The organism is Lyngbya sp. CCAP 1446/10, assembly GCF_026130175.1.
Lineage (GTDB): Bacteria > Cyanobacteriota > Cyanobacteriia > Cyanobacteriales > Microcoleaceae > Microcoleus.
In genome coordinates, this window is record NZ_JAIGNI010000156.1 from 76,457 (window position 1) to 99,386 (window position 22,930).

A 22,930-nucleotide genomic window follows, 5' to 3' on the forward strand; every position below is an offset into this window, starting at 1 on the left:
CAAAATATGGTTCGTTATACACTTCCTCAAAGCCCCGAAATTATTTTAACTGTCAAAGGGAAAGATTCAGCGAAAGCCCGCGAAGAAGCGATGGATCGGCTGATGCTGCTGATGGATGAAGGTAAGCTACCTACAGAGCTCGCAGAAGGATTTGGGCCCAAGCAGTTTGTTGAAGTGATCGAAGATGCTTCTGTGTCTGACGGTGAGGACGCAATTACTGAAGCAGTGCAGATTTTGAGCAATTTGGCAAGTCTCAAATTGAAGGTGATGGAATCCCGCGAAGAAGCCCTAAAAATCCGGGAGGCGATCGATATTTTGTTTACAGATGAGCCTGTAACTGCCGAGGAAATTGGTCGTCTCAAAGACGGTTTCAAGGTTCTCAAAAATTTCGCTCAAGCTAATGTCCGCTATCGAGAAGCTAGGGGAAAAGCTGAAGAAGCACGGGCAATTCTTGACGAAGCTTTGCAATCAGTAGAATCGGAAAAAAAGGCGCAGAAGTCGGCGAAATAATAGCAGGGTAGGTTGAGAAATAAACCCTACCGTTCGCCCAATCTCTAACACATTTCATTTATTGTATCGCTGCTTCATCCGTCATTGCGAGGAACGAAGTAATCGCAGATGATTGCGATTGCTTCGTTCCTCGCAATGACATATAATAATTTTGCGACTAGACGTAATATTAAGTTAGTCCATCTTATTAAAATCAGGATAAAAATTGTGAGCGAACAACAAACAGGAATTCTCAGAAACACCATGACAGGCAGCTTAATGCTGGCGAAAAAATTAGGTTTTGAGCCAAAAACCGTGATTGATGTCGGCGCGGCATTGGGAACATTTAACCTTTACGAAACTTTCCCCAATGCGCGACATTTGCTAATTGAACCCATCGCCGAAAATGAACCTTACCTCGCCAAAATTTGCCGCAAGCTCAAAAGTGGAGAATACATTATTGCTGCGGCGGCCAAAGAATCGGGAGTTTGCACTCTCAGTGTCAGTCCAGGTATGTTACATTCTTCAATTTCGGAAAATCCGATTACTGATAGCAGCAATCCTTATTTGAGAAACATTCCAGCTATTACACTGGATGGTATATGCAGGGAAAGAAATTTGCCGGGCCCGTATTTAATTAAAGTTGATGTAGACGGCAAGGAATTAGATGTTTTAGCGGGAGCAACTGAGATTTTGCAGCAGACTGAATATGTAATTGTAGAAGTTACTTTGTTTGGTCAGATGTATGAAGTAATGAGTTTTATGAAGTCCCAAGGATTTGCAGCTTACGATATTGTTGATTTAGCCTATCGCCCGATTGATGCAGCTTTGTGGCAAATTGATATGGCTTTTGTTAAGGAATCTGGTCAATTTAGAAGAGATAGCAGTTACGCGAAAAAAGAGCAGGATATCGAAGCACTTAACTCGCATTTGAAAACTTATCGGGAAAGTTTTATCAAACACATTGATGCTTATTACAGCGACCCCGTAGAGCCGGAACCGCAGGTGAGTAAAGCGGTTTTGAGCGATGATTATGTTATCATTTGATATGTTATAGCCTTTCTCAGAAAGATCAGGTACGCTTCTGGTATAGGGCATAGGGCATAGGGCATAGGGCATAGGGCATAGGGCATAGGGCATACTTCACCACGCTTGAAAACCGCTATATGTAAAATAGTTTGGGTTTGTAGTAAGGACTTCAGTCCTATGATTTATGCGGACTGAAGTCCTCACTACGAATCTATAATATCTCTTACACAAGTTCTTTTGATTGAATTTTGAAACGGGCAAGATGCCCGTTTCAAAAAAATAGTTACAAATTTATTTTGATTGAATTTTGGAACTGGCAAGATGCCCGTTCCACAAAAATAGTTACAAATTTCTTTTGATTGAATTTTGGAACTGGCAAGATGCCCGTTCCACAAAAATAGTTACAAATTTAAAAAAGGCAGGTTTACTACTTCTCCGGCAATTTCTCCTAGCTGCACTTTCAGTCCTTCGCCTCCGGCTTTGGTGCGGATGTAAGCAAGACCAAAAAAGCCGGATTCTGTTTTGGTAAAACTGGTGAGTTTTCCTATTTTTTCTTCTCCGATGGTGATGACTGTTCCGGGTGCAACGGCGTCGCTCAATTGCACGCCCCAAAGTTGCTGTTTGACTCCTTGGTAGGTGTTTAATCTGGCAATTGTTTCTTGGCCGATGTAGCAGCCTTTGTCGTAGGTAATTGTGTTTAACAGGCGCGCTTCTAGGGGGTTGTAATCGTCGGTGAGTTCAAAATCTGTGGCGGGGCGGCCTTGTTCGATGCGTAGTTGTTCCCAAATTCGATCGCCCATTGGTACGGCCCCAGCTTTGACTAACTCAGTCCACAGGCGGGCTGCATCGCTGGCTGCGGCAATTAAGGTGTATCCAGGAGTGGCTAAACCGCTACCAACCGCAACTCTGACTTCTATACCTGCAAAGTCGATCGATTTATGAGTAGCGTAGGGTTGATTTTCAAGTTCGGTAACTCCGAGTTTTTCTAGTAAGCTACTGCTTTCCGGGCCGAGGAGACTGAAAGCAACTGTTGTATCGGTTAGATCTGTTAATTCTACGCGATCCATTGGGAAAATATAGCGATCGAGCAATTCGAGTAATTGGTGGCGGCGGTTGGCTGAAACTAGCAATATTACAGCATCTTCTGTAGCATAGGCGGTGGCGAGGTCGATCGTCCGGGCGGTGGATGTGACGAAAACGGTGTCGCAACCTTGACCGGGTTTGAGTATGTTAAAGTTATTGGTACTTTGATTGTGTAGGAACCGCAGGCGATCGCTATCTGAGATTTGAATGCGTCCCCAGTGAGTGCGATCGCACAAAGCCGCACCTTGTTTCGTTGCTGCGATGGCGGCGCTGTCGTTACCAAAACTAACGGGGACTGTTTCTGTGGTTGCTAACTCTGTAAAAGTAGCGCCGGCTGCGGCTTGAATGTCGTGCAATTCTTGAATTAGCATAGGATTTGAGATTTAAGATCTTAGCGATCGTGTATTGAATGATTTATGCTGAGTTTGAGTTGGCGATCGCACTCAGATCTCAAGAAACCGAGTTTTTTACAGAATCTCCAGGCTGTAACCAAGTATTCTTCTGAAAAAACAAGCCAGTTTCTGATAACTGTCAACTGTCAACTGTCAACTGACAACTGACTAATGATTCAAATTAGTAAAGACTTCTTGGATTAATTGACTAGCTTTGAGCTCAAGACGATTCCAATCTACATCGCCAGTGTCCTCGTCAATTAAAAGAGTGTCAATTATGACTTCTTGGCTTTGCATTTGAGTGTGGGCTGGCTGGTAGTTGACAAAGCAGACTCGATAGCAAAGTTCCCAAATATCGATCGATCTTTGCTCGCCTTGATGCTCTAAAATTAGTTGATAGCCGGGAATCGGAACCTGCACCTCTTGATAAGTTCCCGTCCACACAGACTCCTCTAATTGTTTGCGGATGTTGTCGAGCACTCGGATCATGGCGGGCTGCATGAGAAGTTCAGCTTGCTTCCAGGCGATCGGGCTAGTTATCTTAGGCTTCATATACAAGGTTCTAAAAAGGAAAATCAATTAATTAATTTTCCTGCATCGGGTGCCAACTTGTGAGACATCCGCCGCAAAATGTTAAATTTAGCCGATCGCACATCTTGCACCGTTGCCAATAAGTTTTTTAAGAACAGGCAAGATACCTGTTCCACAAGACATTAAATTTCTGCTTGTGGAACAGGCATCTTGCCTGTTCCGAAGAAATAGCAGATAGCCAAGGGGTTAAAACTTCAAGCTCTTGCACACAGCTTTTCAATTGGGTATGGGCGATGTAGGATTTGAACCTACGGCATCCTGCGTGTAAAGCAGGCGCTCTACCACTGAGCTAATCGCCCAATTGCGCTTACAGGGATTTATCATATCACAGTATCCCAGAAAGATCAACTAAAAAAATCATAAACTTTTAATGCCCTCTGGCCGCACGCACGATCAAATAACCCTATGGAGTTTGCCCTTGGTGGCAGGCCTCACCTTTGGCCATACTCAAAGCAGCAACCTGACGTTGCTCGTTTCCGGCAGCTTCTTAGTTGGCGGACTGATGTTTGGCCCAGATTTAGACATCTACTCCTGTCAGTATCAGCGCTGGGGATGGTTCAAATTTATTTGGCTTCCCTACCAAAAAAGCCTGCGCCACCGCTCTTTTTTGTCCCACGGGCCTCTGATCGGCACTGCTTTGCGAATTTTGTACCTCGCGATCTGGATCGCGGTTGTGGGACTGTTGGGATTGACGATCGCCGAAAAAATTGGCAACTTAGCCGGAAATTGGCAAGAAGCGGTTTTCGGTTTGGGTCGATCGATCTCCGAACACTATATCGAATTTATAGCCATTTACATCGGTCTTGAATTGGGCGCGATGAGCCACTATCTGAGCGATTGGGGCGGCTCGGCTTACAAAAGATTCAAAAAGAAAGGATTTAGCGGGTTGCGCCCTCCTCAGACAATTAAGAGGCGCAAAATCAAAGCTCCCCGCCGCACGTCTAACAAATCTAATAGGTGAATTCCGATGTCAAATTCTCACAGTCGATCGCTCGTAGCACTGGAAAACCTGATGGAAGTTGTGGCCTCATTGCGATCGCCCGACGGCGGATGTCCTTGGGATTTAGCCCAAACTCCCCAAACTCTGATTCCGCACATCATCGAAGAAGCCTATGAAACCGCCGATGCGATTCGCAAAGGAGACAAAAGTGCGATCGTTGAAGAATTGGGCGACTTACTATTACAAGTAATTTTGCAAGCACAAATTGCCAGCGAATCCCATCAATTTAGCTTCGCCGAAATCGCTGCGGGGATTACCGAAAAACTGATTCGGCGACATCCCCACGTTTTCGGGGATGTAGAAGTCAACAGCGTGGATGAAGTTAACGAAAACTGGGAAAAAATCAAAGCAGCAGAAAAAGGCACAAATTCGGAAAACCCGCCAACTTTAGCCTCAAAAATGAGCCGTTATGCTAGCACTTTGCCCCCAATCACCGCAGCGGTAAAAATCTCTCAAAAAGCTGCGGAAGTGAGTTTTGACTGGGACAGTGTAGACGGCGTTTGGGATAAATTTGACGAAGAAGTAGCAGAATTTGAACACGCTCTCAAACACGAGGACAAGGCGGCGCAGGAGTCGGAATTGGGAGATATTATGTTTGTGTTGATTCAATTAGCTCGCTGGTACGATTTAGATGCGTCGGCTGCTTTGCAGGGAACGAACGATCGGTTTGTACAGCGGTTTGCTAAAGTTGAGGCTGCGTGCGATCGGCCTTTATCGGATTATCCGCCCGAAGAGTTAGAGGCTTTGTGGCAGCAAGCTAAGGCTTTGCTGGCGAAGCAAAAGTCTAAAACCCTCTAAAAATTATCTGCGTTTCTCTGTGTTTATCAGCCATAATCTGCGGTTTATGTACCATTCAAATATGTATGCAAGAGGTCAAATTTGAATATGAATTACCAAAGAGTTTGTGAAACAATTGAGCCTGAATCCCTGGAAATTAGGAAAAAAATTGCTCTATCTGTAGCGAAAGAATGTATCCAATTGCTCAAGAAAAACTACGCAGCAAAAGAGGTAATTTTATTTGGTTCCTTGGCTGGTGATAGTCCTTGGCACTGGGCCTCGGATATAGATTTGGCCGTCGTAGGTATCTCAAACGCTCAATGGTGGAAGGCTTACGGCGAATTAGAATCTTTGTGTCCGGGTTGGCTGAAAGTAGATTTGGTACAGTTGGAAGATGCTTCACCTCAGTTGCGCTGTCGGATTCTCAAAGAAAAACCCATGCCAAATAATATGTATTTAGCTCTAAAAACTCGCATTGAAGATGAGATGATTAGAATCGACCAAACTTGGGCGGTTGTGGAAACAATTTTGGCACAAGCTGAGACTCTACCAGAAATAGTTCTAACTCCTAGTTTGGCTAGTTACGTCAGTGATTTGTATGCAGGATTTGAAAGAATTAGCGAGCGAGTGGCTGTTGTCTTGGATGGAGGTATGCCCCGCGGCGAGAATTGGCATCAGGAGTTGTTGCGCCAAGTCGCGGAAGCGGGTGGCAAAAACCGTCCTCCGCTATGGCAGGGTTCTATATTGTTGGAACTTGATGATTACCGAAAATTTCGTCATTTAGTAGTGCACAGATATAAGGTCGATTTGCAGGGCGATCGCGTGTTAGAGTTGGCGCAGAATATGCAGCCCTTGTTGGTGAGGGTGCGCGCTGCGGTGACGGTTTTTAATGAGTGGCTGGAAAGTCAGGCCGAAGAGTAAACTTTGTTGTACTCGCAACTAATGCCAGGTAATCTACTCGTAAAGCTTCGCGTCGTTGTACGGCGGATGTTCGCAGGCGATGTAAAGGGCGTTTGTGGGTTCGAGGGGTTGATTTGTTATGGGATCGATCGGCTTCAGGACAAAGCATAACAGGGAGAGCGATCGCCAATCCAAGCTTTCTAATTTGCCCCGTTCGTAGCGGCTGACAGTTGCATTACTGATACCGACATCTTTGGGTACGGGTTCTCCCGCTGTCCGAAACAAAGCCGCCTCATATTCTTTTGTCACCATTTCTGTTTCAATAATTGACCAACCTCGAAGCTCTCTACCTGCTTTCAGAAGCTTTCCCAATCTACCGCGTCCCGTATCAGTAAATCGCACAGGACGCAGCCTTTCCTGCTCGACTACAGCCTTAAAGTCAAGAAATCCCGGCATTTTACAGACCTAATTTAACCCTTAAGCGAGCTTTACTTTTGCTCTACGAAAGGCAGCATACAAGATTTGAGCATTACACATTCACAAACATAGTTGCAATTTGTCTGCATTCGTGTAGAATGTTATAAGGTGAAAATCAGACACAAACTAACTCAAGCCCCAATTTCAGGAGTGACTCAGCCATGACAGCACTTTTTCGCCGTATCCAGCCCTCGAAAAAGCTCCGTATCACCGCCCGGTTGATCGCCCAATTCCTCAAAATCAGCCAAAATTTAATTAAGCGAGTGGAGTGCTGGGCTGGCGTAGTGTTTGTGCACCATCACAGAGGCGGACAATTTATCTCGTACCGCAGGCTGGAAGAATGGCAAAATGCGTTAGCGAAGCCCTCGAAGAGGATCGCCCACCAAATTCAAACTTGCCCCACCCTGAGAGAACTCTCGCAGCTCAAAACATCAATTCAGCGCGACACCAGGAAATTCAAAAAACAATACTTACAAAAAACGCTTGACTTTTTGATTCAAATGTGCATTGAAAGACAGGACATTCTCGAAATCTGGGAAAGCTCAAACTGCATAGCTTCGTAGCAGAAATCAGGCAGATTCCCTAAATCTAACAACCGCACCCAACGGTGAGAACGCTGTTAATTGCTCAAACCATTGCCTTAGATTCTATCAACTGTCAACTGCCAACTGCCAACTGCCAACTGTCAACTGTCAACTGTCAACTGTCAACTGTCAACTGTCAACTGTCAACTGTCAACAGAAGCGAAACATTTGCGAGCAATGGCGAGATAAAATCACCCCAAAAATCACCCGCGAATGCTCCGCCACATCCACAAAAGCGATCGCCTCTTCAATTAAGACATTGCTTGAGCGATATAATCAAAATAAGGAGCAGCTTCCTGAGCATCATCCTGATTGAGCAAAGCCAAAGAAGCTTCCTTCAAACAGCGAATAGCTTCCACCATGCCAGGAACAGGAACGCCCAGAGAATTGTACATTTCCCGAACACCAATCAAACCGATGCTTTCGATCGGCTCTTTGTCACCGGCCAAGATACCGTAGGTAATCAGACGCAAATACCAGCCGTAGTCGCGCAGACACAAAGCCCGTTCGCGCTGGCCGTAAGCATTGCCTCCAGGGGAGATAAAATCAGGGCGTTTTTTCCAGAGTTTTTTGCTAGCTTCTTCAACAATTTTTTTCTCACTGTCAGACAGCGCAGTAGCAATACGCACCCGCTGTTCTCCCGTCTTAAAAAAATCATTGATGCTTTGGAGTTCGCCGGTACTGGGATAACGAAGTTCGTCATCGGCTTGGAGAATAAATTGGCTAACTACGCTCATTGTTATTCAAATTTGAGGATATTTGAGGAAAAGATTAATTGACATTCCCATCTCTTAAAGATGAGATTCCTGCTTGGGCGACTTACCTTGCTGCTAACATTAATCAATCTTAGAAGTAGATAGTAAATCTCCGCAAGCGTTATGCTTAGTGACTAAGCCAGTTTCCTTGTGTCCCAAGGTACTGGGGGGAAAATTCAAAAACTGCGATGCAAGAGTTTGGATGTCGGCAGACATTGAGACTGTTTGACGAGTTTGGACTGCTTGGCCCCAATAGCATATCGCACAGGCTCGATCGAGTACAATCTCCCCGGTTAAAGCTTGGCTGTAGCAGCAAGACGTTCAGCCGCAGGAAGACAGGCTGCGCTTGAGCTTAAGTGCGATCTACTTATCTCTCGAAAGAGAGAACGATATTGCATTACCATATTAAATCCTACCACGACTACTTGTGACCAAATCTAAATTCCCCACCCGAAACTCGACGAAAGTGGCAAACCCTTGCCAGCAAGGTCAACTGATTGAGCTTGAGATTACCGACTTGGCAGACACCGGCGACGGAGTTGGTCGTTTTGAGCAGGTTGTAGTGTTTGTGTCCGATACCGTTCCGGGCGATCGCATCCTGGCCCGCCTCGTGCAAGTCAAACCAGGCTATGCTACAGGTAAGCTGGACACACTTCTCGAAGCATCAGAACACCGCATCCGACCCAACTGTATTGTCGCCGACAAGTGCGGCGGCTGTCAGTGGCAGCACGTAGACTATGAATATCAGCTTGCAGCCAAGAAAAATCAAGTCATTCAAGCCTTAGAAAGGATTGGCGGATTTAACGATTTGCAAGTCGATGAAATGTTAACGGGGAAAATCGAAGGATTTTCCCAATTTTTGGGATATCGCAACAAAGCGACTTATCCCGTAGCAATTTCTGCCACAGGTCAAGTCCAAGCAGGTTACTATCAAAAAAGCACCCACAAATTAGTCAATCTCAATCAATGTCCGGTGCAAGACCCGCGCCTCAATCCGTTATTAAAAGAAATCAAAGAAGACATACACTGGAGAGATTGGCCAGTCTACGACGAAAAGAAACATACAGGAGAATTGCGTCATTTGTCCTTGCGAATCGGACGGCGCACGGGGGAGATGCTGCTAACTTTAATAGTTCGCACTGGAGACTTGCCGGGAATCGAAGAACAAGCGGCTGAGTGGCTGAAACAGTATCCTCAACTTGTAGGTGTTTGTTTGAATGTAAATTCAGCTCAAACTAATGTAATTTTTGGTTCAGAAACTCGCTGCATTGCTGGCCAGTCTTATCTGCGAGAAAAATTTGCTGGTTTGAACTTTCAGTTAAGAGCAGATACTTTTTTCCAGGTAAATACTGAAGCCGCCGAAGGGCTGTTGCAGGTGATTGTCGGGGAATTAAATTTGCAGGGAAATGAGGTTTTGGTTGATGCTTACTGCGGCATTGGGACTTTTACTTTGCCGCTGGCAAAACAAGCTAAAATTGCGATCGGTTTAGAAGTGCAACCTGTGGCGATCGAGCAGGCCCGATTAAATGCTGAATTAAATGATTTGAGAAATGTCGATTTTCAGGTGGGAACTGTAGAGGATTTGCTGCCTACTTTGGGATTGACACCGGATATTGTATTGCTAGATCCTCCGAGAAAAGGGTGCGATCGCGCGGTGTTGGAAGCTATCAAGGAAATTAAGCCAAATCGGATTGTTTATGTTAGCTGCAAGCCTGCTACTTTGGCTCGCGACTTGAAGATTTTGTGCGAAAATGGAGATTATAAGTTAGCGCGGGTGCAGCCGGCGGATTTCTTTCCTCAGACTTCTCATGTGGAGTGTGCCGCGTTTTTGGTGCGGTGAGTCAAAAGGGCGATCGCCTTTTGGGAATGAAAGGGCGATCGGCTTGTTTAACTCTTTTCATTTTGGTTGAGTGTTATAATAATATTGATGCTAAGCTCCTGTAGAGATAGATCCAAAAAGCAATGACATCAGCTTTAATTTATCCTCATATCGAGAAAGTAGCGGGTCAACCCGCACGGTTGCAGCGGATACCGCGCGTGCGGGTTGCTCAGATTGTGATGGATTATCTAGCTTACGGTTGGTCTGTGGAGGAAATATGCCGCCAGCATCCTTATTTGATGCAGTCGGAGGCTCATGCAGCGATGGCTTATTACTTCGACTTTCAAGCAGAAATCGATCGAGAAATTCGGATGGAATGGGAGCAGGTACAACAGGAAAAATCTTTGCTTTCGCCTTCACCATTTTTCGTGAGAATGCGAGCTAAGGGGTTGTTGTAAGTGGCAATTTCTCTGTACATGGACGTTCATATTCCGCAAGCAATTACCGAACAGTTGCGCCGTCGCGGTGTGGATGTTTTGAGTGCGATCGAAGATGGTGCGATAGAATTGCCAGATGACCAACTTTTGGAACGTACCACTCAATTAGGGAGAGTATTATTTACTCAAAATATCGGTTTTAGGGCAATGGCTCACGATTGGCAGCGTCAGCAAAAACAGTTTGCTGGTTTGATATTTGGACATCAGTTAGGCGGTACGATCGGACAATTTGTTAAGGATTTGGAACTCATTGCTTTAGCTTCGGAATCTGATGAATGGATGAATGCTGTTGAGTATATTCCTTTTTAGGGGCGCTCGTCGATTAATAGTAATAAGATTAAATAGAATTAATTATCTCGCAGTCCAGTTTCTTGTAACAGTTGGTTTGCCCAAACCAGATTTTGTTCTGACAGAGACGGTATTGGATCTCGATCGTAATCAATTCGATAATCGTAGCCCGCGCGATCGTAAACACCTGCGAACAATTCTGGTAAGTTAACAATGGGTTCTACATCTTCCTCACGCAAGGGAAGTAGAAATACAGGTAGAGAATCGCTCAGATTAAAAGCATAAAGTTCTGCCAGAGGACGGCGATTGCTGCGACTGACTAAAACGCGATAATCGCTTTGAATGGAATTGTTAAGTACGGGCATGGGTTCGCCTTTTCGCAGCAAGTCGATTTCAACTAAATGGGTTAGGCTACCTAAAATATTTTGGCGTTTTTTGAGGTAAGTAATTCTGCCATCTCCACTGCGTTTGTTGACTGGAGAAAGAATTTCAATTGCGGTTACAACTTGTTTAGTTGCCATTTCTCGTACTTCTAGGTAACTCTGTTTGATTTTTTCGGGGGCTGGCACTTTGACGGTAGTGGGAATTGTGAGGGTTGCAGTGGCAACTGAACCGGTAGGAATATCGGGGGTATTGGGTTGACGTTTGATTGCTACATCGGGGATGCCGACTAACAGCGAGTCCTCGTTATTGTCATTGATATCATTAATTTGATAGATGCGTTTTTCAATGGCGATTTCATATTTGGGGCGAATTTGAGGCATGATCGAATCGGCGATCGCAATAATTAATCGATTGTGAGTTTCCTGCCAGAAATCGGGGTGTTCTAAGTAGGGGTTCATTCCGGGAAAGGGTGAGGGCATAGGACTTTATTGGGATTTGTTGATTTTATAATCATTTTAGCACTGGGTTAATGTTGCGACAAGGGCGATCGCCTTTTGGGAAGAAAAGGGCGATTTCCTAGGGGATAGCTGCGCGGCGCGCGTACGTAATTTAGTTAGATGGTGGGTGGAATGGTGATCGCTCTTTTCAGGAAGGATATGTGGCTCACACTAAAGACTTGTCTGGATTTGTATCATTGACGCTTCTCTACTGTTGCAGCTAAGATACTTAATAGAAAGCTACATAGCTAACTCAACTCCATTTACAATTGGTAAGATATGGACCCCCTCACAACTGGCGCGATCGCAACTGCAACTCTGGTTTTAACGAAAGCCACTGAAAAGGCAGGTGAAACTTTGGGAGAAAAGGTATTAGAGCAAGCTGGCAAGTTGATGCAACTGCTCAAGCGTAAGTCTCCTGATACGGCAAGTGCCATAGAATTGGTAGCACAACATCCAAAATTAGTTGAACAGCAGCCAGAAGATTATGGAGAAGCCGTTTTGGTGGAAAAAGTCGAGTCAGCAGCTAAATCCGACTCTGAAATCGCGGTGGCAGTTCAAGCTTTGGCCGATGCTGTCAAGTCTCAGCCACAAACAAGTCAGAATATTACGAACGCAGAGAAAATCTATGGAAACTTTCAGGGATCTTCCATCGGGGGGAATGTTACCCTGAACAATTGACTGAACTCGCCCGAAGCGGAACGGGTAATTGTGCCTTTAGAAGAGCAAGAGATTGATGCCCAAGTAAAAGATGAATTATCCGATGAATTTTATCGCGGGATTTCAGCTCGTTACGAGCATATTTTGGCTGATGTTGATGTCTTGCGTCATAAGAAATTACAAGAAATAGCTGAAAAATTTGAAGAAAACAGAGTCGTTATTATCCACGGCGCTTCTGGTCAAGGCAAGACTACTTTAGCCTTTCGCTATCTTCGCGAATTCTTTTCCGACAAATCGCGCTTTAAAGTTCAACTAATTGATAGCAGAAAACACGCTCTTAGTATTGCGACAGCTATAGCCGATAAAGCTGATGCAATCGGTATACCGATTGCCGTTTATTTGGATATTTCACCTAATGATATTGGCTGGACTGAGTTGGTCAGACAATTATCTACTCACAGAAACATTCGAGTTCTGGTCACGGTTCGCGAAGAAGATTTTCGTCGAGCTAGTATTTCAGGTGCTGAAATTCAGTTTTCTGGAGTTGAACTGACGTTTAATCGGACTGAGGCGCAGGAAATCTATCAATCTCTTACAAGCAAGAAACTTCCAGCAGAATTCCTAACTTTTGAGGATGCCTGGAATAAATTTGGTGGTGAAGGCCCCCTCATGGAATTTGTCTATCTGGTGACTCAGGGAAATTCTCTTCGAGAAAGACTGTCACAACAAGTAAGACGACTTGAGGATGAAGTTAGGACAGGAAAGTTAAGTGATGCAGAAATTGCTCTTTTGAGATTAGCTTCTGTAGCGTCAGCTTTTGAATCTCAATTGCAGATTAAACCTCTTGTCAAACATTTAGCTTTAACTGCGCCAAAGAGAACTTTTGAACTGTTTGAAAAAGAGTATTTGCTTAGGCTTAGTGCGGATGGTTCTCTGATACAAGGGTTGCATCCTATACGCTCAGCAATACTTGCAGACCTTCTAATCGAGCCAATATTTTCACCGTGGTCAGAAAGCGCTAGCATCTGTTTGCCATTTATCTTTGAAGGTGATGTTGAAAGCTTTCTCCTTTACGCCTTCTCGCGTCACCGTTCAGAAATTGAACCTCTGCTAGAGTCTCTTGCTTGCTATCAGCCAAAACAGTGGACTGGAATAGCAGGAGTCACGCGGGCTTTAATTTGGTTAGGTATTAAGGAATACGCTGAAGCTAATAAACAACTTCTTGCAGAAATATATCAAGATGTAGGAACTGGTTTTCTGTTTGTATTAGATTGCGATTTTGTAGACGCTGCACCAGGCTTGGGCAGATCGTGGTTAAGCAACTTTGGACATACATTTACTCCAGAAGGACGGCAGCGAATAGAAGCTTATCAAGCTCGTCAGACTGATAAAAAGCAAGTGTTTGTACGTGCTGAAAGATGGTTGTCAAGTCGGACTCAACAACCTACAACACCCTCATCTGATGTGGATTGGTCGAGTATGGCGGAAACAATATTTTGGATAGGACATTTTGGAGTGTCCTGGCCTTTAGCAGAATGGCTTTCTAATTATAAGATTGACCGAGCAATTGATGCGCTCCCCATCGAGATATTAGCTGATTTAATGCTAGGGATGTCTTGCGGATATCAAGACGGCTTTAGTTCTTGGCTGGAGACGAATCGCTCTAGACTTATGAATCGCTTGCGGCAAGAAACACAAACAGTAGCATTGGAAGATGATGGAGAAAAACTTACGGCTCATTTTATTGTTGATATCCAGCAACAAAACGGCTCTCAATATGAAGACGAACAAGAAGCCGAAACTACTAAAAATCGCTTGCATGAAGAAGCCGTGCAGCGATGCGGACTATTAAGAAGACTTCTGCCAAATCGAGAACTGTATGCTTGTCAAGGTTACGGGCACAGGGTTTGGTCAGGTGAAATCCCATTCGATGAAACTAAAAAAACAGGTATTCCCAAGTCTTATCTTCCAATCTCGTGGCTGCTCTCAGTCAATTCAACATTTAGAGGATTGGCGCTACAACCTTTTAGACCTAAAACTTGGCTGGAATATACTGATTTAATTTTCAATCTCAGACAGGCTATACTCCAGGCGCTAAAACAACTAGAACAGGGTTGAGAAGTCTACTTCCGTCACTCAAAGAACGTTCAGTTAATTGGCAAATTAATTGACTCAAAAAGATGGGATTATTGTCAGCAGATACTGCTAAAAAAGCCCCTGCTTCCTCTTTGCGCTGTTGATGAGTGGGGTTTTGTTGATGAACTAGGCTCAGATTCACCTAGTCAAAAGGCTAAGGAAAAGTTATCCGTTGTCAGCAAACGAAGTTTGTTCCTCAAATTATACAAACCTTTTTTAACTGATTTTGGAACTTACACCAACACTCTTTATAACTTTTTTGACCAAGCCACTCATGCGATGGTATTAAACCCTCTCCTGGGAAAAGGATTGAAGCCTGACCAGAAAAATGAGATCAGCAGAAACCAAATAATTAAAAACACAGAACAGTATGGAATTAAAGCTAATTTGATTCGCATATCCAATTTCAATCTATCTAATACAATCAAAGTTTTGCCCAAGCTCCACAAGAACTTTAGACAGTTGATCGCTCAATTTATCAATGACAATGAATTGGAGTCTTTGGATGGTCAAGAACAGGCAGTCTATAGGCGTGTATGGAATCTCTGGTATTTATTTACATTTCAGCCAGATTTACGCTTAAAGAATCCTGTGCAAGAGTCTGCAAATCAATTTGAAAATAGTAAAAGAAGAATTATAAACCATCTCAAAAAAGAGTTACGAAATATTTGCTCTGACAAGTTACGAATTCAGATTATATCTGAAGAGGTTCTTTGGAGACAGGAGCGGACACTCTGGATAAAAATTGATGGCGAAAATCCAGTAGAAGTACACAAGTCATTGGAAAGCGTACTGATTGCGATTTGGCAGGCATTTTTGGAATTTAAGAACAAGGACTTGCGACACCATGTGATTGACTTAAATTGGTCTTTTGTTGCCATTGTACCCTTAGTCAAAGGCAAGTCTTTGAATGCTACGGCATGGCATATCAACCTAACTGTTCTGTTATCAAATGACGAACAGCTTGAATTAAAGTGGTGGAATTTAGTTCCCCATTCTATTCCTCCAGATGCTTTAACGAAATTGATGTTAATGACTTGGACAGATCCGTGTTTAGAAATTGGGAAGAAGCTAATTGATTCGGTGTCTCAGTTATCGTTGTTTGCCGCCCATATTCGAGATTTTGAAAGACTTCCTGATTTAGATGAGCAAGGAGAAAAACAATTTGCCGAGTATATTCAGCGTCTAGTTGATCCTATGAGTGAAGCCTTACAGCTAGTGCTAGATACAGAGGTAGAAATACTAAATTTTTTAGGAGAATTCTCACCTTCTGACTATGAAAATCGTCCAAATTTAAAGACTGTAGTGGAAGCTTTACAAGCTTTACACACTCAAGTTTTACCAACTGCCAATTTGCAAGGTCAGGTGACAATGGATTTAGAAGGAATGGTTGAATGGGCTAATCGGCTAGAAACAGGGAAACAGTATGCTTCTTTAGTGTATTTGTTTTGGGTCTCTGATATTGTAAGTATTGCCCCTGTCACCAAGTAACCAAAAGAGTGATCGCCCTTATTTTCCCCAAGTGCGCTCTTTTTTCCAAAATAACAAAAAAGGCGATCGCTCTTCCCTAATTTACCGCACGTTTGAGAATTTGACCGACAACTCCGTACCTATCGCCAACCAATCCATCGAGTTCGTGTTCAATATCTTCCAACCATCCCAGCTTACTCGTCCACTTACCATTAGCTAATTGTCTAGCTGCATGAGTTGGGATACAGCTAGAGTCAATATATAGTGCTATTTTTTCAGATCCAGGTTCTAATGTGTCGCCATTACAAATTTCATATCCCAGCGTTTTATAAGCCAGAATATATGCTTCTAGCGTCTCCTCTTGCGGCACGCCTTCTGGCCAATAAAATTGCTCTCCCGGTATTGGTTGCCACCATCGAACATCTTCGCCAGCAGCCCAAGCAAAGCAGTTATATTCCTCTGACTTTAGACTGGTAACTTGATAATCAGTGTGAGACAAATTCCGCCATTTAATTTCAAATTCAGGTCTTTTATACATTCTATTCAATCGCGTATCCTTGATTTTTACCCCACTCTATCCAAGCTAATGCCATTTGTTTTACTCTTTCTTTTTGTTCTGCTTTGATGGGATTTGTACCTGTAATTGCACTCAATGCTGCGAACCAGTAAAGGGGATTTTTTTTCAGTTCTGATAGCAGTAGCGGTATAATTGGATTTCCCATATTAATAATTTCCTGATATGCAGGATGCTGAGACATTCGGTTTGTCGAAGACATTCCAGCAACTTCACTTTGCCACTGCTCGGCAAGGTGATAAAATTTGTTAATTACCACTGAGTCTAATTCAGCATTTTTATTGAGGATATCTGTGGCAGTATGTGGAGAGGAAAATTCTCGCTCTGCAAGCAAGTTTTTCAAACCCATTAAGACTAACTCTTCTATTGATACATTCAGATCGGCAGCGACTTTTTGTAGTTTCAGCAGGCGCTCATCTGAAATGGCGATCGTGATGGTGTTCATCTCGCTTACAAACTAGGATGATTTCTTAAGTGTAACAAATAAATTATAGTTGCTATAAGAATCCAATTTTGATCGATAACTTCGTAAAGTAAAGTGTAGCCAATAAATTCTAGATCCACACTAGAGCCAGTACGTGCTGAATCGGGACTCGTGGAGGCGTAAAGTATAGAAGTTGCCAAACAGGCACACCGATCGCCCGTTAGCGTTCGCCTCGATTTAAAGCCCGCCCCTACGGGGGCTGCGCCAACGAAGAGCATCGCCCCCCAGCAATTTGTTACCCTAAAAGTAGAATCAAACCTCCCTCCACTGCATCCCATGAACAACGCCTCTCCCCTAATTCAAACCGTCACCCCAGAACGCTGGGCCGGGTTTAGTATGGACTTTATCGGGGCGGGTTACACGGGGCTGTTGGTCAAAAACGGCCGCGCCGTGCGTACCCTGAAATCAGGGCGGCATTTCAGCTTCGCCCTTCCCCTGCTGGAACAGTGTCAAATTGTCCTCGTAGACACCAAACTCCGCAATTTGGACGTGCAATCCCACGGAGATTTCTTGTCTAAGGATAGATTTTTAATTGATGCGACTCTGACGGTTATTTATCAAGTTATAGATCCGAAACGGGTAGCTTTGGAATTGTCCGATCCTATAGCTGCTTTAGCAAGTGCAGTTAAGGATTGTATGGGAATGGCGATCGGGCAATTTTCCTTACAACAGCTTATCACCCAAGGCCGGCTGTTGCTGCGCCAAAATTTGCTCGATCGCGTCCAAGACTTTTATACACTCGGTTTTAACTTAGAAGACGTGCGAATTGGCGATGTCAGCTTTCCCGAAACAAATGGAGTTATTCGCCAAGTTGAGGGAATGAGTGCGCGACAGGAAGCAGAAAATTCCGCCGCCCTGCAAATGAGAATTGCTGAAGCGGGCCGCCCGATCGCACCTCAAGCCCCCATCCAGCAGTTAAACTTAATTTCAGGTCATTCTCCGGCGAGTCTTCCAGCTTCTGAAACAGCAGCATCATTCGATCGCGATTTGCAACAACTGACAGAAAAACTTGCTCAAAACAGTCTCCCACCAGCCCTGAATCGCCCGCAACTTGCACCGACGATATTGGCAAGTAGCGATCGCAAAAACACCGCATATTTAATCTACAAGTTTTCGGGACAGGCGATCGGTTTAACGGCGAATCCTTTTACAATTGGACGGGAACCCACCAACAGTTTAGTGTTACAAGATCCGCAAAGTTCGCGCTACCACGCCCAGATCCGCCGGGCCACTGACGAAGTTGGCAAACAGCGATATCAACTTGTCGATTGTGGCAGTTCCAACGGCACTTTTGTGGGCGGACAGAGACTGGCTGCTAACGAGCCTTTTTGGTTGGCGAATGGTTGCGAAATTGCGATCGGCGACCAAAAATGGGTGTTTCAAGACGGGTGAATGAGAGATATGAAGATTATTTGAAACACCCGATAAACACAGATAAATCCCATCAGCGTTCATCTGTGTTTATCTGCTGATATCTGCGGTTAAAAAATCCCAATCTAAGTAACTTGATTTAATCACTACATACACGTAATAGATCAAGATGGTTTAAAACCGCAGATCAACGCAGATCAACGCAGATTAATTCGATCGGCTTTCATCTGTCAGGTTTTTGTAGGGGCGTTGTCAAGAGTCCCCGCCCTTCCGACACAGCTTGACAACTTCTCCCTCCCCAATTCCAAATACCTCCGAGTAGAATTCTCTTCCCAACCCTAGGGGGGATATCTCGACAAGCGTTTCGATCCAGAATTTGTCAAGATGGAAAATATAACGAGAGGACAACCCATGAACTTTTCTATACAATCTGTTTACAACTGGTATCGCGACACGCTCCGCAACCCCAAGTACCGCTGGTGGATTATTCTGGGAACGTTGGCATATCTGGTAAGCCCGATCGACATTGCGCCCGATTTTCTCCCCGTAATCGGACAAATTGACGACTTGGCGATCGCAGTATTGCTGATTTCGGAAGTGTCCCAAATGGCGATCGACCATTTTAAATCCCGTCAAACAGAGAAAGATTCAGCATCTGAAGCAACCAGCACCTATTCAGAAGGTACAGCACGCACCGTTGATGTAGAAGCGTCCTCTGTACAATAACTGCCAAAAATAACTCAATATTGCAGCTTTTTGAGAGTGAGTGGGAGCAGAAGACGATCGGCTCCCTTTTCCATTGGCGCTGCTAAACTAGGCTTGAATTGCCTAAATCTTTGATAGATCAACCGCAGATACAAGGCAGATCAACGCAGATCAACGCAGATCAACGCAGATAATTTCAAGACGGCGGTTGAAACCCTACCAAAGTTTTTGGGCAAATGCTCCGGTAGCGCCCCAAAGCTGGTAACTTTAATTGTGAGAAATCTGTGTGAATAGGAAATCTTGATAAATAATGCAGTTTAGCGAAATAGTACAAAAACTTAATTTAACCAACAGCCACAGCCTCAAGGCCTCTAGCGCGGACGATCGAGAAATCACAGGCCCCGCCCCAGTCGATGAAGCTGCATCGGGTACAATCAGTTACATAGAAGGTGCTAAATTTGCCGCTCATACAGCCACTACAAATGCTTCGGCTTTAATTTTACCCTTAGACGAAAGCCTGCAAGCTCAATGTACCGATCGCAACATCGCTTGGATAGCCGCACCCGATCCCCGATTGTTATTTGCTCAAACCATCGCCATTTTCTATCAACCGTTTCGCCCTGCATCCGAAATTCATCCCTCAGCCGTCGTTCACCCCTCAGCAGAAATTGGTGAAAATGTCTATATTGGCCCCTACGTCGTTATTCAAGCAAAAGTCAAAATCGGCAATAACGTTTGCATTCATCCAAATGTCGTAATTTACCCAGATGCGGTAATTGGTGAAGGTACGGTTTTACACGCTAACTGTGTGATTCACGAACGTACTCGCATCGGGGCAAATTGCGTCATTCACAGCGGTGCGGCGATCGGTTCCGAAGGTTTTGGGTTCGTGCCGACAGCCACAGGATGGGTAAAAATGGAGCAGTCTGGCTGCACGGTATTGGAAGAGGGCGTTGAGGTGGGCTGCAATAGCGCGATCGACAGGCCAGCAGTCGGAGAAACCCGCATCGGCCACAATACCAAAATCGACAATTTAGTACACGTAGGTCACGGCTGTCAAATCGGGGAAAATTGCGTTTTTGCCGCCCATGTTGGCTTAGCGGGCGGAGTAATAATTGGTAACAATGTAATTTTGGCAGGTCAAGTGGGCATTGCTAATCAAGCTAAAATTGGAGATGGGGCGATCGCCACAGCCAAAGCCGGAATTCACAGCGATGTGCCCGCAGGTGCGATCGTGACGGGTGTTCCAGCAATTCCCCACAAACTATTTCTCAAAGCCGCTGCTGTTTACAATCGCTTACCGGAAATGTACCAATCTTTGAGGCAAATTCAGCGCCGGATCGATCGGTAGTCAATTGGCAGTTGGCAGTTGGCAGTAGTCAGTTAACAGTTAACAGTCAAAAGTCAACAGTTAACAGCCAACAGTTAACAGTCAACAGTATTATAGTTGCAACCCCTTAAATGTGGAATAGTATAACTAACCTGCGACTAATGTCGCCGTCAATACCAGCAATTGTCAAAATAATCTTGTTTTTCTCGACTTGGATTGTGGTGTGGCTACCTGTAGCGATTGTGCTGGCGATCGCCCTCAAATGGCATCCGCCCCAACCTTTAGGCAACAAAAAACTACCTTTACTCGCCTCCCTCTACTTAATTGTTCCCTTCATTTTGTGGGCGACAACTTGGATCGAAGGCACATCTTTTACCGACTGGGGTTGGGATTGGCAACCCGCAACTTTGATATCCTCGCTGCTAGGATTAACATTAGCAGTAGTCAGCTTAGCAATTTTGTTCGGCGTGCAATTAACCGCCGGTTGGATCGAACTGCAAAGTAGCACAGTTCAAACCGAAATAGGCGAAACAATCATTAATCCTGCGGCTGCAATCCTGAAGCCTTCCACTCTGCTGACTCTGTTATTAGCAGTGTGGATTAGCGCTACAGAAGAGTTAATCTTTCGCGGCTGTTTGCAAAATCTACTCCAGCAAGATTACTCAATATTAACCGCAGGTGCGATCGCCAGTTTCATTTTCGCGATCGCCCACCTAATTTGGGCCGCCAAAGAAACTCTACCGCAACTCCCAGGATTGTGGCTGATGGGCATGGTTTTAACCTTAGCCCGCATCGCCGACAATGGCAGTTTAGGATTGGCGATCGGACTTCACGCCGGGTGGATTTGGGGTATAACTACCGTAGATACAGAAGGCGCAATTAAACCTACCCAAAATGTACCCGAATGGATTACAGGAATAGCAGCAAAACCCCTAGCAGGTGCAGCCGGAATCCTGTTACTGCTAGCAACAGCAGCCGTAGTTTTGTTAATTAAAAATTAAAACCTAACACCCCAAACCCCTTTAAAATTAGCTATTCTCTTCCTCTCTTCCTCCGCGCCCTCTGCGCCCTCTGCGGTAAAAAAAAAGATTAGATTCAATCACTCCGAAACTAAAACCACAAAAAAACACAGATAACAGAGCCATCAACCAGCCTTCATCTCCGGTTAAAAGTCTAAAATTAATTCAAATGTCGATCGATCGTCACAATCGAAATTGGATTCAACGCATCAAAACGAGTCAAACTCCCCGCAGAAACAGAACGTGATAACTGCACCTGCACAATTCGGTAACTCCAGTGCGGTTCCCGGCGCACCCGATCGCCAATCCAGCTCAAAACAGTAGCAATATCCTCAAAAGCATCCAAAGCCAGCACGATCGAGCCTCCAGCGAGCAGCCGCAGCGCGCAAACACCCAAAATTTTAGTCAACCCTCCACCGCTGCCACCGATAAAAATCCGGTGCGGGGGACGCAAGCGATGCAAGATTTCCGGGGCGGTTCCGTGAATTGAGAACACATTTTGCAGCCCAAAACGGCCACAATTGAGTTCGATCGCAGAAGTACCAGAAACCGTTTGCTCGATCGCATATACTTCAGACTGCGGGAATAAACGAGCAATCTCGATCGACACAGAACCGTTACCAGCACCCACATCCCAGACAACTTGTTCCGGTTGCAAAGCCAATTGTGCCAGTACCAACACCCGCACCTCCCGTTCAACTGTCAAACCAGGCCTATCGCCACAACCGATAAAAGCTGCATCGGGAATCCCCAACAAAGGCAACTTTCCCAAATCCAAAGCTTCTGTCGGTGGAGACTGCCGCAGCATCACCACCACGCTCAAAGCGGCAAAAGACTCTCCCAGCAAAGCTGACAGAGACCTGCAACCCACCGTCTCCTCGGCAGAACCCAAATTTTCGCAAACCCAAAACTGGTAGCGTGTGGGCAAATCTAGAGCTTTTACTAAACTTGCTATAGTCGCCGGAGTCCGAGTTTCGTCCGCGAGTACCGCAATCTTCTCGACACCCAGCTTGAGTTTTGCCGTCAGTTCCTCAAAAAAACGTCCCTGGGAACCCACAAAATGAGCATCCTGCCAGGGGATGTGCAAGCGGTTAAAAGCCAACTGCACTGAGCTCACATGGGGGTGAAATGTCAATTTATCTGCCGGAATTTGGGCAATTAGCAACTTTCCCCAGCCGTGGAACAGCGGGTCGCCGGCTACTAAAAGTACGATCGACCCTCGCCCCCTTTCCACCGTCTCCGCATTCGGCTCTAACTGCGGCTCAGTAGCCAACCAACGCCGAATTTCGAGAATTGCTTCGGTTAAATCTTCCAACGCCCAGCGCTCTCCGCTGTGCTGCGGAAAATAGCTCAAATGCCGATCGCTCCCGATCAGCAGAGCCGCCATTTCTACAACCTGCCGCGCCGAGGAACTCAGCCCAGCAGCTCCATCTAAACCAATACCAACAACGTGTACAGTCACTTTTTCATCAAAAATTAAAAAACCAGAATTACTGATTTTTCCTGGTTTATCATAAATTTTTTGCTTGATTTTGTTACCAAGCCAGAATAATTAAAGCATTTAATCGGCAATATCCTGACTCTTGAAACAGAGGAGATGGGAGAGGGGGGAGAGGGGG

At 44.9% G+C, this 22,930-nt stretch carries 25 protein-coding genes and 1 tRNA gene; 16 read left to right on the forward strand and 10 right to left on the reverse strand.

Annotation, left to right across the window (positions count from 1 at the left end; all coding sequences use genetic code 11):
* Positions 1 to 6: 6 nt before the first annotated feature.
* Both K4039_RS28860 and K4039_RS28865 read left to right on the forward strand, forming a co-directional pair.
* Positions 7 to 510, forward strand: coding sequence for a hypothetical protein (locus K4039_RS28860; protein WP_265239950.1), 504 nt, complete (start codon positions 7 to 9; stop codon positions 508 to 510).
* A 207-nt stretch (positions 511 to 717) separates the two neighbouring features.
* Positions 718 to 1,536 carry an FkbM family methyltransferase gene (locus K4039_RS28865; RefSeq protein ID WP_265239951.1) on the forward strand — a complete coding sequence of 273 codons (819 nt, stop codon included), beginning with the start codon at positions 718 to 720 and terminating at the stop codon, positions 1,534 to 1,536.
* Positions 1,537 to 1,919: 383 nt separating this feature from the next.
* Here K4039_RS28865 and K4039_RS28870 read toward each other — a convergent pair whose 3' ends face one another.
* From K4039_RS28870 to K4039_RS28885, 4 genes are all read right to left on the reverse strand, one after another.
* Positions 1,920 to 2,972: a folate-binding protein YgfZ gene (locus tag K4039_RS28870; protein ID WP_265239952.1), complete on the reverse strand. Its 1,053-nt coding sequence runs from the start codon at positions 2,970 to 2,972 to the stop codon at positions 1,920 to 1,922.
* 189 nt (positions 2,973 to 3,161) lie between these two features.
* On the reverse strand, positions 3,162 to 3,545 hold the full coding sequence (locus tag K4039_RS28875; RefSeq protein ID WP_265239953.1) for a hypothetical protein: 384 nt from the start codon (positions 3,543 to 3,545) through the stop codon (positions 3,162 to 3,164).
* Between the two features lie 23 nt (positions 3,546 to 3,568).
* Positions 3,569 to 3,700: a hypothetical protein gene (locus tag K4039_RS28880; RefSeq protein WP_265239954.1), complete on the reverse strand. Its 132-nt coding sequence runs from the start codon at positions 3,698 to 3,700 to the stop codon at positions 3,569 to 3,571.
* Between the two features lie 111 nt (positions 3,701 to 3,811).
* A tRNA-Val gene (locus tag K4039_RS28885) sits at positions 3,812 to 3,883 on the reverse strand.
* A 71-nt stretch (positions 3,884 to 3,954) separates the two neighbouring features.
* Here K4039_RS28885 and K4039_RS28890 point away from each other — a divergent pair.
* From K4039_RS28890 to K4039_RS28900, 3 genes are all read left to right on the forward strand, one after another.
* Positions 3,955 to 4,545 (forward strand): metal-binding protein, encoded by a 591-nt coding sequence (locus K4039_RS28890; protein ID WP_265239955.1) that lies wholly within the window; start codon positions 3,955 to 3,957, stop codon positions 4,543 to 4,545.
* A gap of 6 nt (positions 4,546 to 4,551) precedes the next feature.
* Entirely contained in the window at positions 4,552 to 5,382 is an 831-nt protein-coding gene (gene mazG / locus K4039_RS28895) for a nucleoside triphosphate pyrophosphohydrolase (RefSeq protein ID WP_265239956.1), read from the forward strand.
* 87 nt (positions 5,383 to 5,469) lie between these two features.
* Positions 5,470 to 6,282, forward strand: a complete 813-nt coding sequence (locus K4039_RS28900) for a nucleotidyltransferase family protein (RefSeq protein ID WP_265239957.1) — start codon at positions 5,470 to 5,472, stop codon at positions 6,280 to 6,282.
* A gap of 33 nt (positions 6,283 to 6,315) precedes the next feature.
* Here the strand turns inward: K4039_RS28900 and K4039_RS28905 are convergent, their stop codons facing one another.
* On the reverse strand, positions 6,316 to 6,717 hold the full coding sequence (locus tag K4039_RS28905; RefSeq protein ID WP_265239958.1) for a helix-turn-helix transcriptional regulator: 402 nt from the start codon (positions 6,715 to 6,717) through the stop codon (positions 6,316 to 6,318).
* Between the two features lie 182 nt (positions 6,718 to 6,899).
* On the opposite strand from K4039_RS28905, the gene K4039_RS28910 reads away from it, so the two are divergent.
* The gene (locus tag K4039_RS28910; RefSeq protein ID WP_265239959.1) at positions 6,900 to 7,301 is read left to right on the forward strand and encodes a hypothetical protein; all 402 of its coding nucleotides are present in this window, start codon (positions 6,900 to 6,902) and stop codon (positions 7,299 to 7,301) included.
* 272 nt (positions 7,302 to 7,573) lie between these two features.
* Here the strand turns inward: K4039_RS28910 and K4039_RS28915 are convergent, their stop codons facing one another.
* Positions 7,574 to 8,059 carry an allophycocyanin subunit alpha-B gene (locus K4039_RS28915; RefSeq protein ID WP_265239960.1) on the reverse strand — a complete coding sequence of 162 codons (486 nt, stop codon included), beginning with the start codon at positions 8,057 to 8,059 and terminating at the stop codon, positions 7,574 to 7,576.
* Between the two features lie 445 nt (positions 8,060 to 8,504).
* Between K4039_RS28915 and rlmD the strand changes: the two genes are divergently transcribed.
* From rlmD to K4039_RS28930, 3 genes are all read left to right on the forward strand, one after another.
* Positions 8,505 to 9,917: a 23S rRNA (uracil(1939)-C(5))-methyltransferase RlmD gene (rlmD, locus tag K4039_RS28920; protein ID WP_265239961.1), complete on the forward strand. Its 1,413-nt coding sequence runs from the start codon at positions 8,505 to 8,507 to the stop codon at positions 9,915 to 9,917.
* Positions 9,918 to 10,039: 122 nt separating this feature from the next.
* Positions 10,040 to 10,354, forward strand: coding sequence for a DUF433 domain-containing protein (locus K4039_RS28925; RefSeq protein ID WP_265239962.1), 315 nt, complete (start codon positions 10,040 to 10,042; stop codon positions 10,352 to 10,354).
* Positions 10,355 to 10,702: a DUF5615 family PIN-like protein gene (locus tag K4039_RS28930; RefSeq protein ID WP_265239963.1), complete on the forward strand. Its 348-nt coding sequence runs from the start codon at positions 10,355 to 10,357 to the stop codon at positions 10,700 to 10,702. It abuts the gene before it with no gap.
* 38 nt (positions 10,703 to 10,740) lie between these two features.
* Here the strand turns inward: K4039_RS28930 and K4039_RS28935 are convergent, their stop codons facing one another.
* Positions 10,741 to 11,544, reverse strand: coding sequence for a DUF4058 family protein (locus tag K4039_RS28935; RefSeq protein ID WP_265239964.1), 804 nt, complete (start codon positions 11,542 to 11,544; stop codon positions 10,741 to 10,743).
* Between the two features lie 297 nt (positions 11,545 to 11,841).
* Between K4039_RS28935 and K4039_RS28940 the strand changes: the two genes are divergently transcribed.
* From K4039_RS28940 to K4039_RS28950, 3 genes are all read left to right on the forward strand, one after another.
* Positions 11,842 to 12,243 (forward strand): hypothetical protein, encoded by a 402-nt coding sequence (locus tag K4039_RS28940; protein WP_265239965.1) that lies wholly within the window; start codon positions 11,842 to 11,844, stop codon positions 12,241 to 12,243.
* A 30-nt stretch (positions 12,244 to 12,273) separates the two neighbouring features.
* Positions 12,274 to 14,340 (forward strand): hypothetical protein, encoded by a 2,067-nt coding sequence (locus K4039_RS28945; protein WP_265239966.1) that lies wholly within the window; start codon positions 12,274 to 12,276, stop codon positions 14,338 to 14,340.
* A 207-nt stretch (positions 14,341 to 14,547) separates the two neighbouring features.
* Positions 14,548 to 15,849 carry a hypothetical protein gene (locus tag K4039_RS28950; RefSeq protein ID WP_265239967.1) on the forward strand — a complete coding sequence of 434 codons (1,302 nt, stop codon included), beginning with the start codon at positions 14,548 to 14,550 and terminating at the stop codon, positions 15,847 to 15,849.
* 76 nt (positions 15,850 to 15,925) lie between these two features.
* On the opposite strand, the gene K4039_RS28955 is transcribed toward K4039_RS28950, so the two are convergent.
* Complete coding sequence (locus tag K4039_RS28955; protein WP_265239968.1) at positions 15,926 to 16,366, reverse strand: hypothetical protein; 441 nt, start codon at positions 16,364 to 16,366, stop codon at positions 15,926 to 15,928.
* Between the two features lies 1 nt (position 16,367).
* Positions 16,368 to 16,847 (reverse strand): hypothetical protein, encoded by a 480-nt coding sequence (locus K4039_RS28960; protein ID WP_265239969.1) that lies wholly within the window; start codon positions 16,845 to 16,847, stop codon positions 16,368 to 16,370.
* Between the two features lie 315 nt (positions 16,848 to 17,162).
* Between K4039_RS28960 and K4039_RS28965 the strand changes: the two genes are divergently transcribed.
* The 4 genes from K4039_RS28965 (at position 17,163) to K4039_RS28980 (ending at position 21,293) form a co-directional block, all read left to right on the forward strand.
* A complete protein-coding gene (locus K4039_RS28965) occupies positions 17,163 to 18,278 on the forward strand; it encodes an SPFH domain-containing protein (RefSeq protein WP_265239970.1) in 1,116 nt (371 codons plus the stop codon).
* Positions 18,279 to 18,668: 390 nt separating this feature from the next.
* Positions 18,669 to 18,983: a YkvA family protein gene (locus K4039_RS28970; RefSeq protein ID WP_265239971.1), complete on the forward strand. Its 315-nt coding sequence runs from the start codon at positions 18,669 to 18,671 to the stop codon at positions 18,981 to 18,983.
* Between the two features lie 289 nt (positions 18,984 to 19,272).
* Positions 19,273 to 20,313 carry a UDP-3-O-(3-hydroxymyristoyl)glucosamine N-acyltransferase gene (lpxD, locus tag K4039_RS28975; protein WP_265239972.1) on the forward strand — a complete coding sequence of 347 codons (1,041 nt, stop codon included), beginning with the start codon at positions 19,273 to 19,275 and terminating at the stop codon, positions 20,311 to 20,313.
* Between the two features lie 110 nt (positions 20,314 to 20,423).
* Positions 20,424 to 21,293 (forward strand): CPBP family intramembrane glutamic endopeptidase, encoded by an 870-nt coding sequence (locus K4039_RS28980; RefSeq protein ID WP_265239973.1) that lies wholly within the window; start codon positions 20,424 to 20,426, stop codon positions 21,291 to 21,293.
* Between the two features lie 178 nt (positions 21,294 to 21,471).
* On the opposite strand, the gene cbiE is transcribed toward K4039_RS28980, so the two are convergent.
* A complete protein-coding gene (cbiE, locus tag K4039_RS28985) occupies positions 21,472 to 22,773 on the reverse strand; it encodes a precorrin-6y C5,15-methyltransferase (decarboxylating) subunit CbiE (protein ID WP_265239974.1) in 1,302 nt (433 codons plus the stop codon).
* Positions 22,774 to 22,930 lie beyond the last annotated feature (157 nt).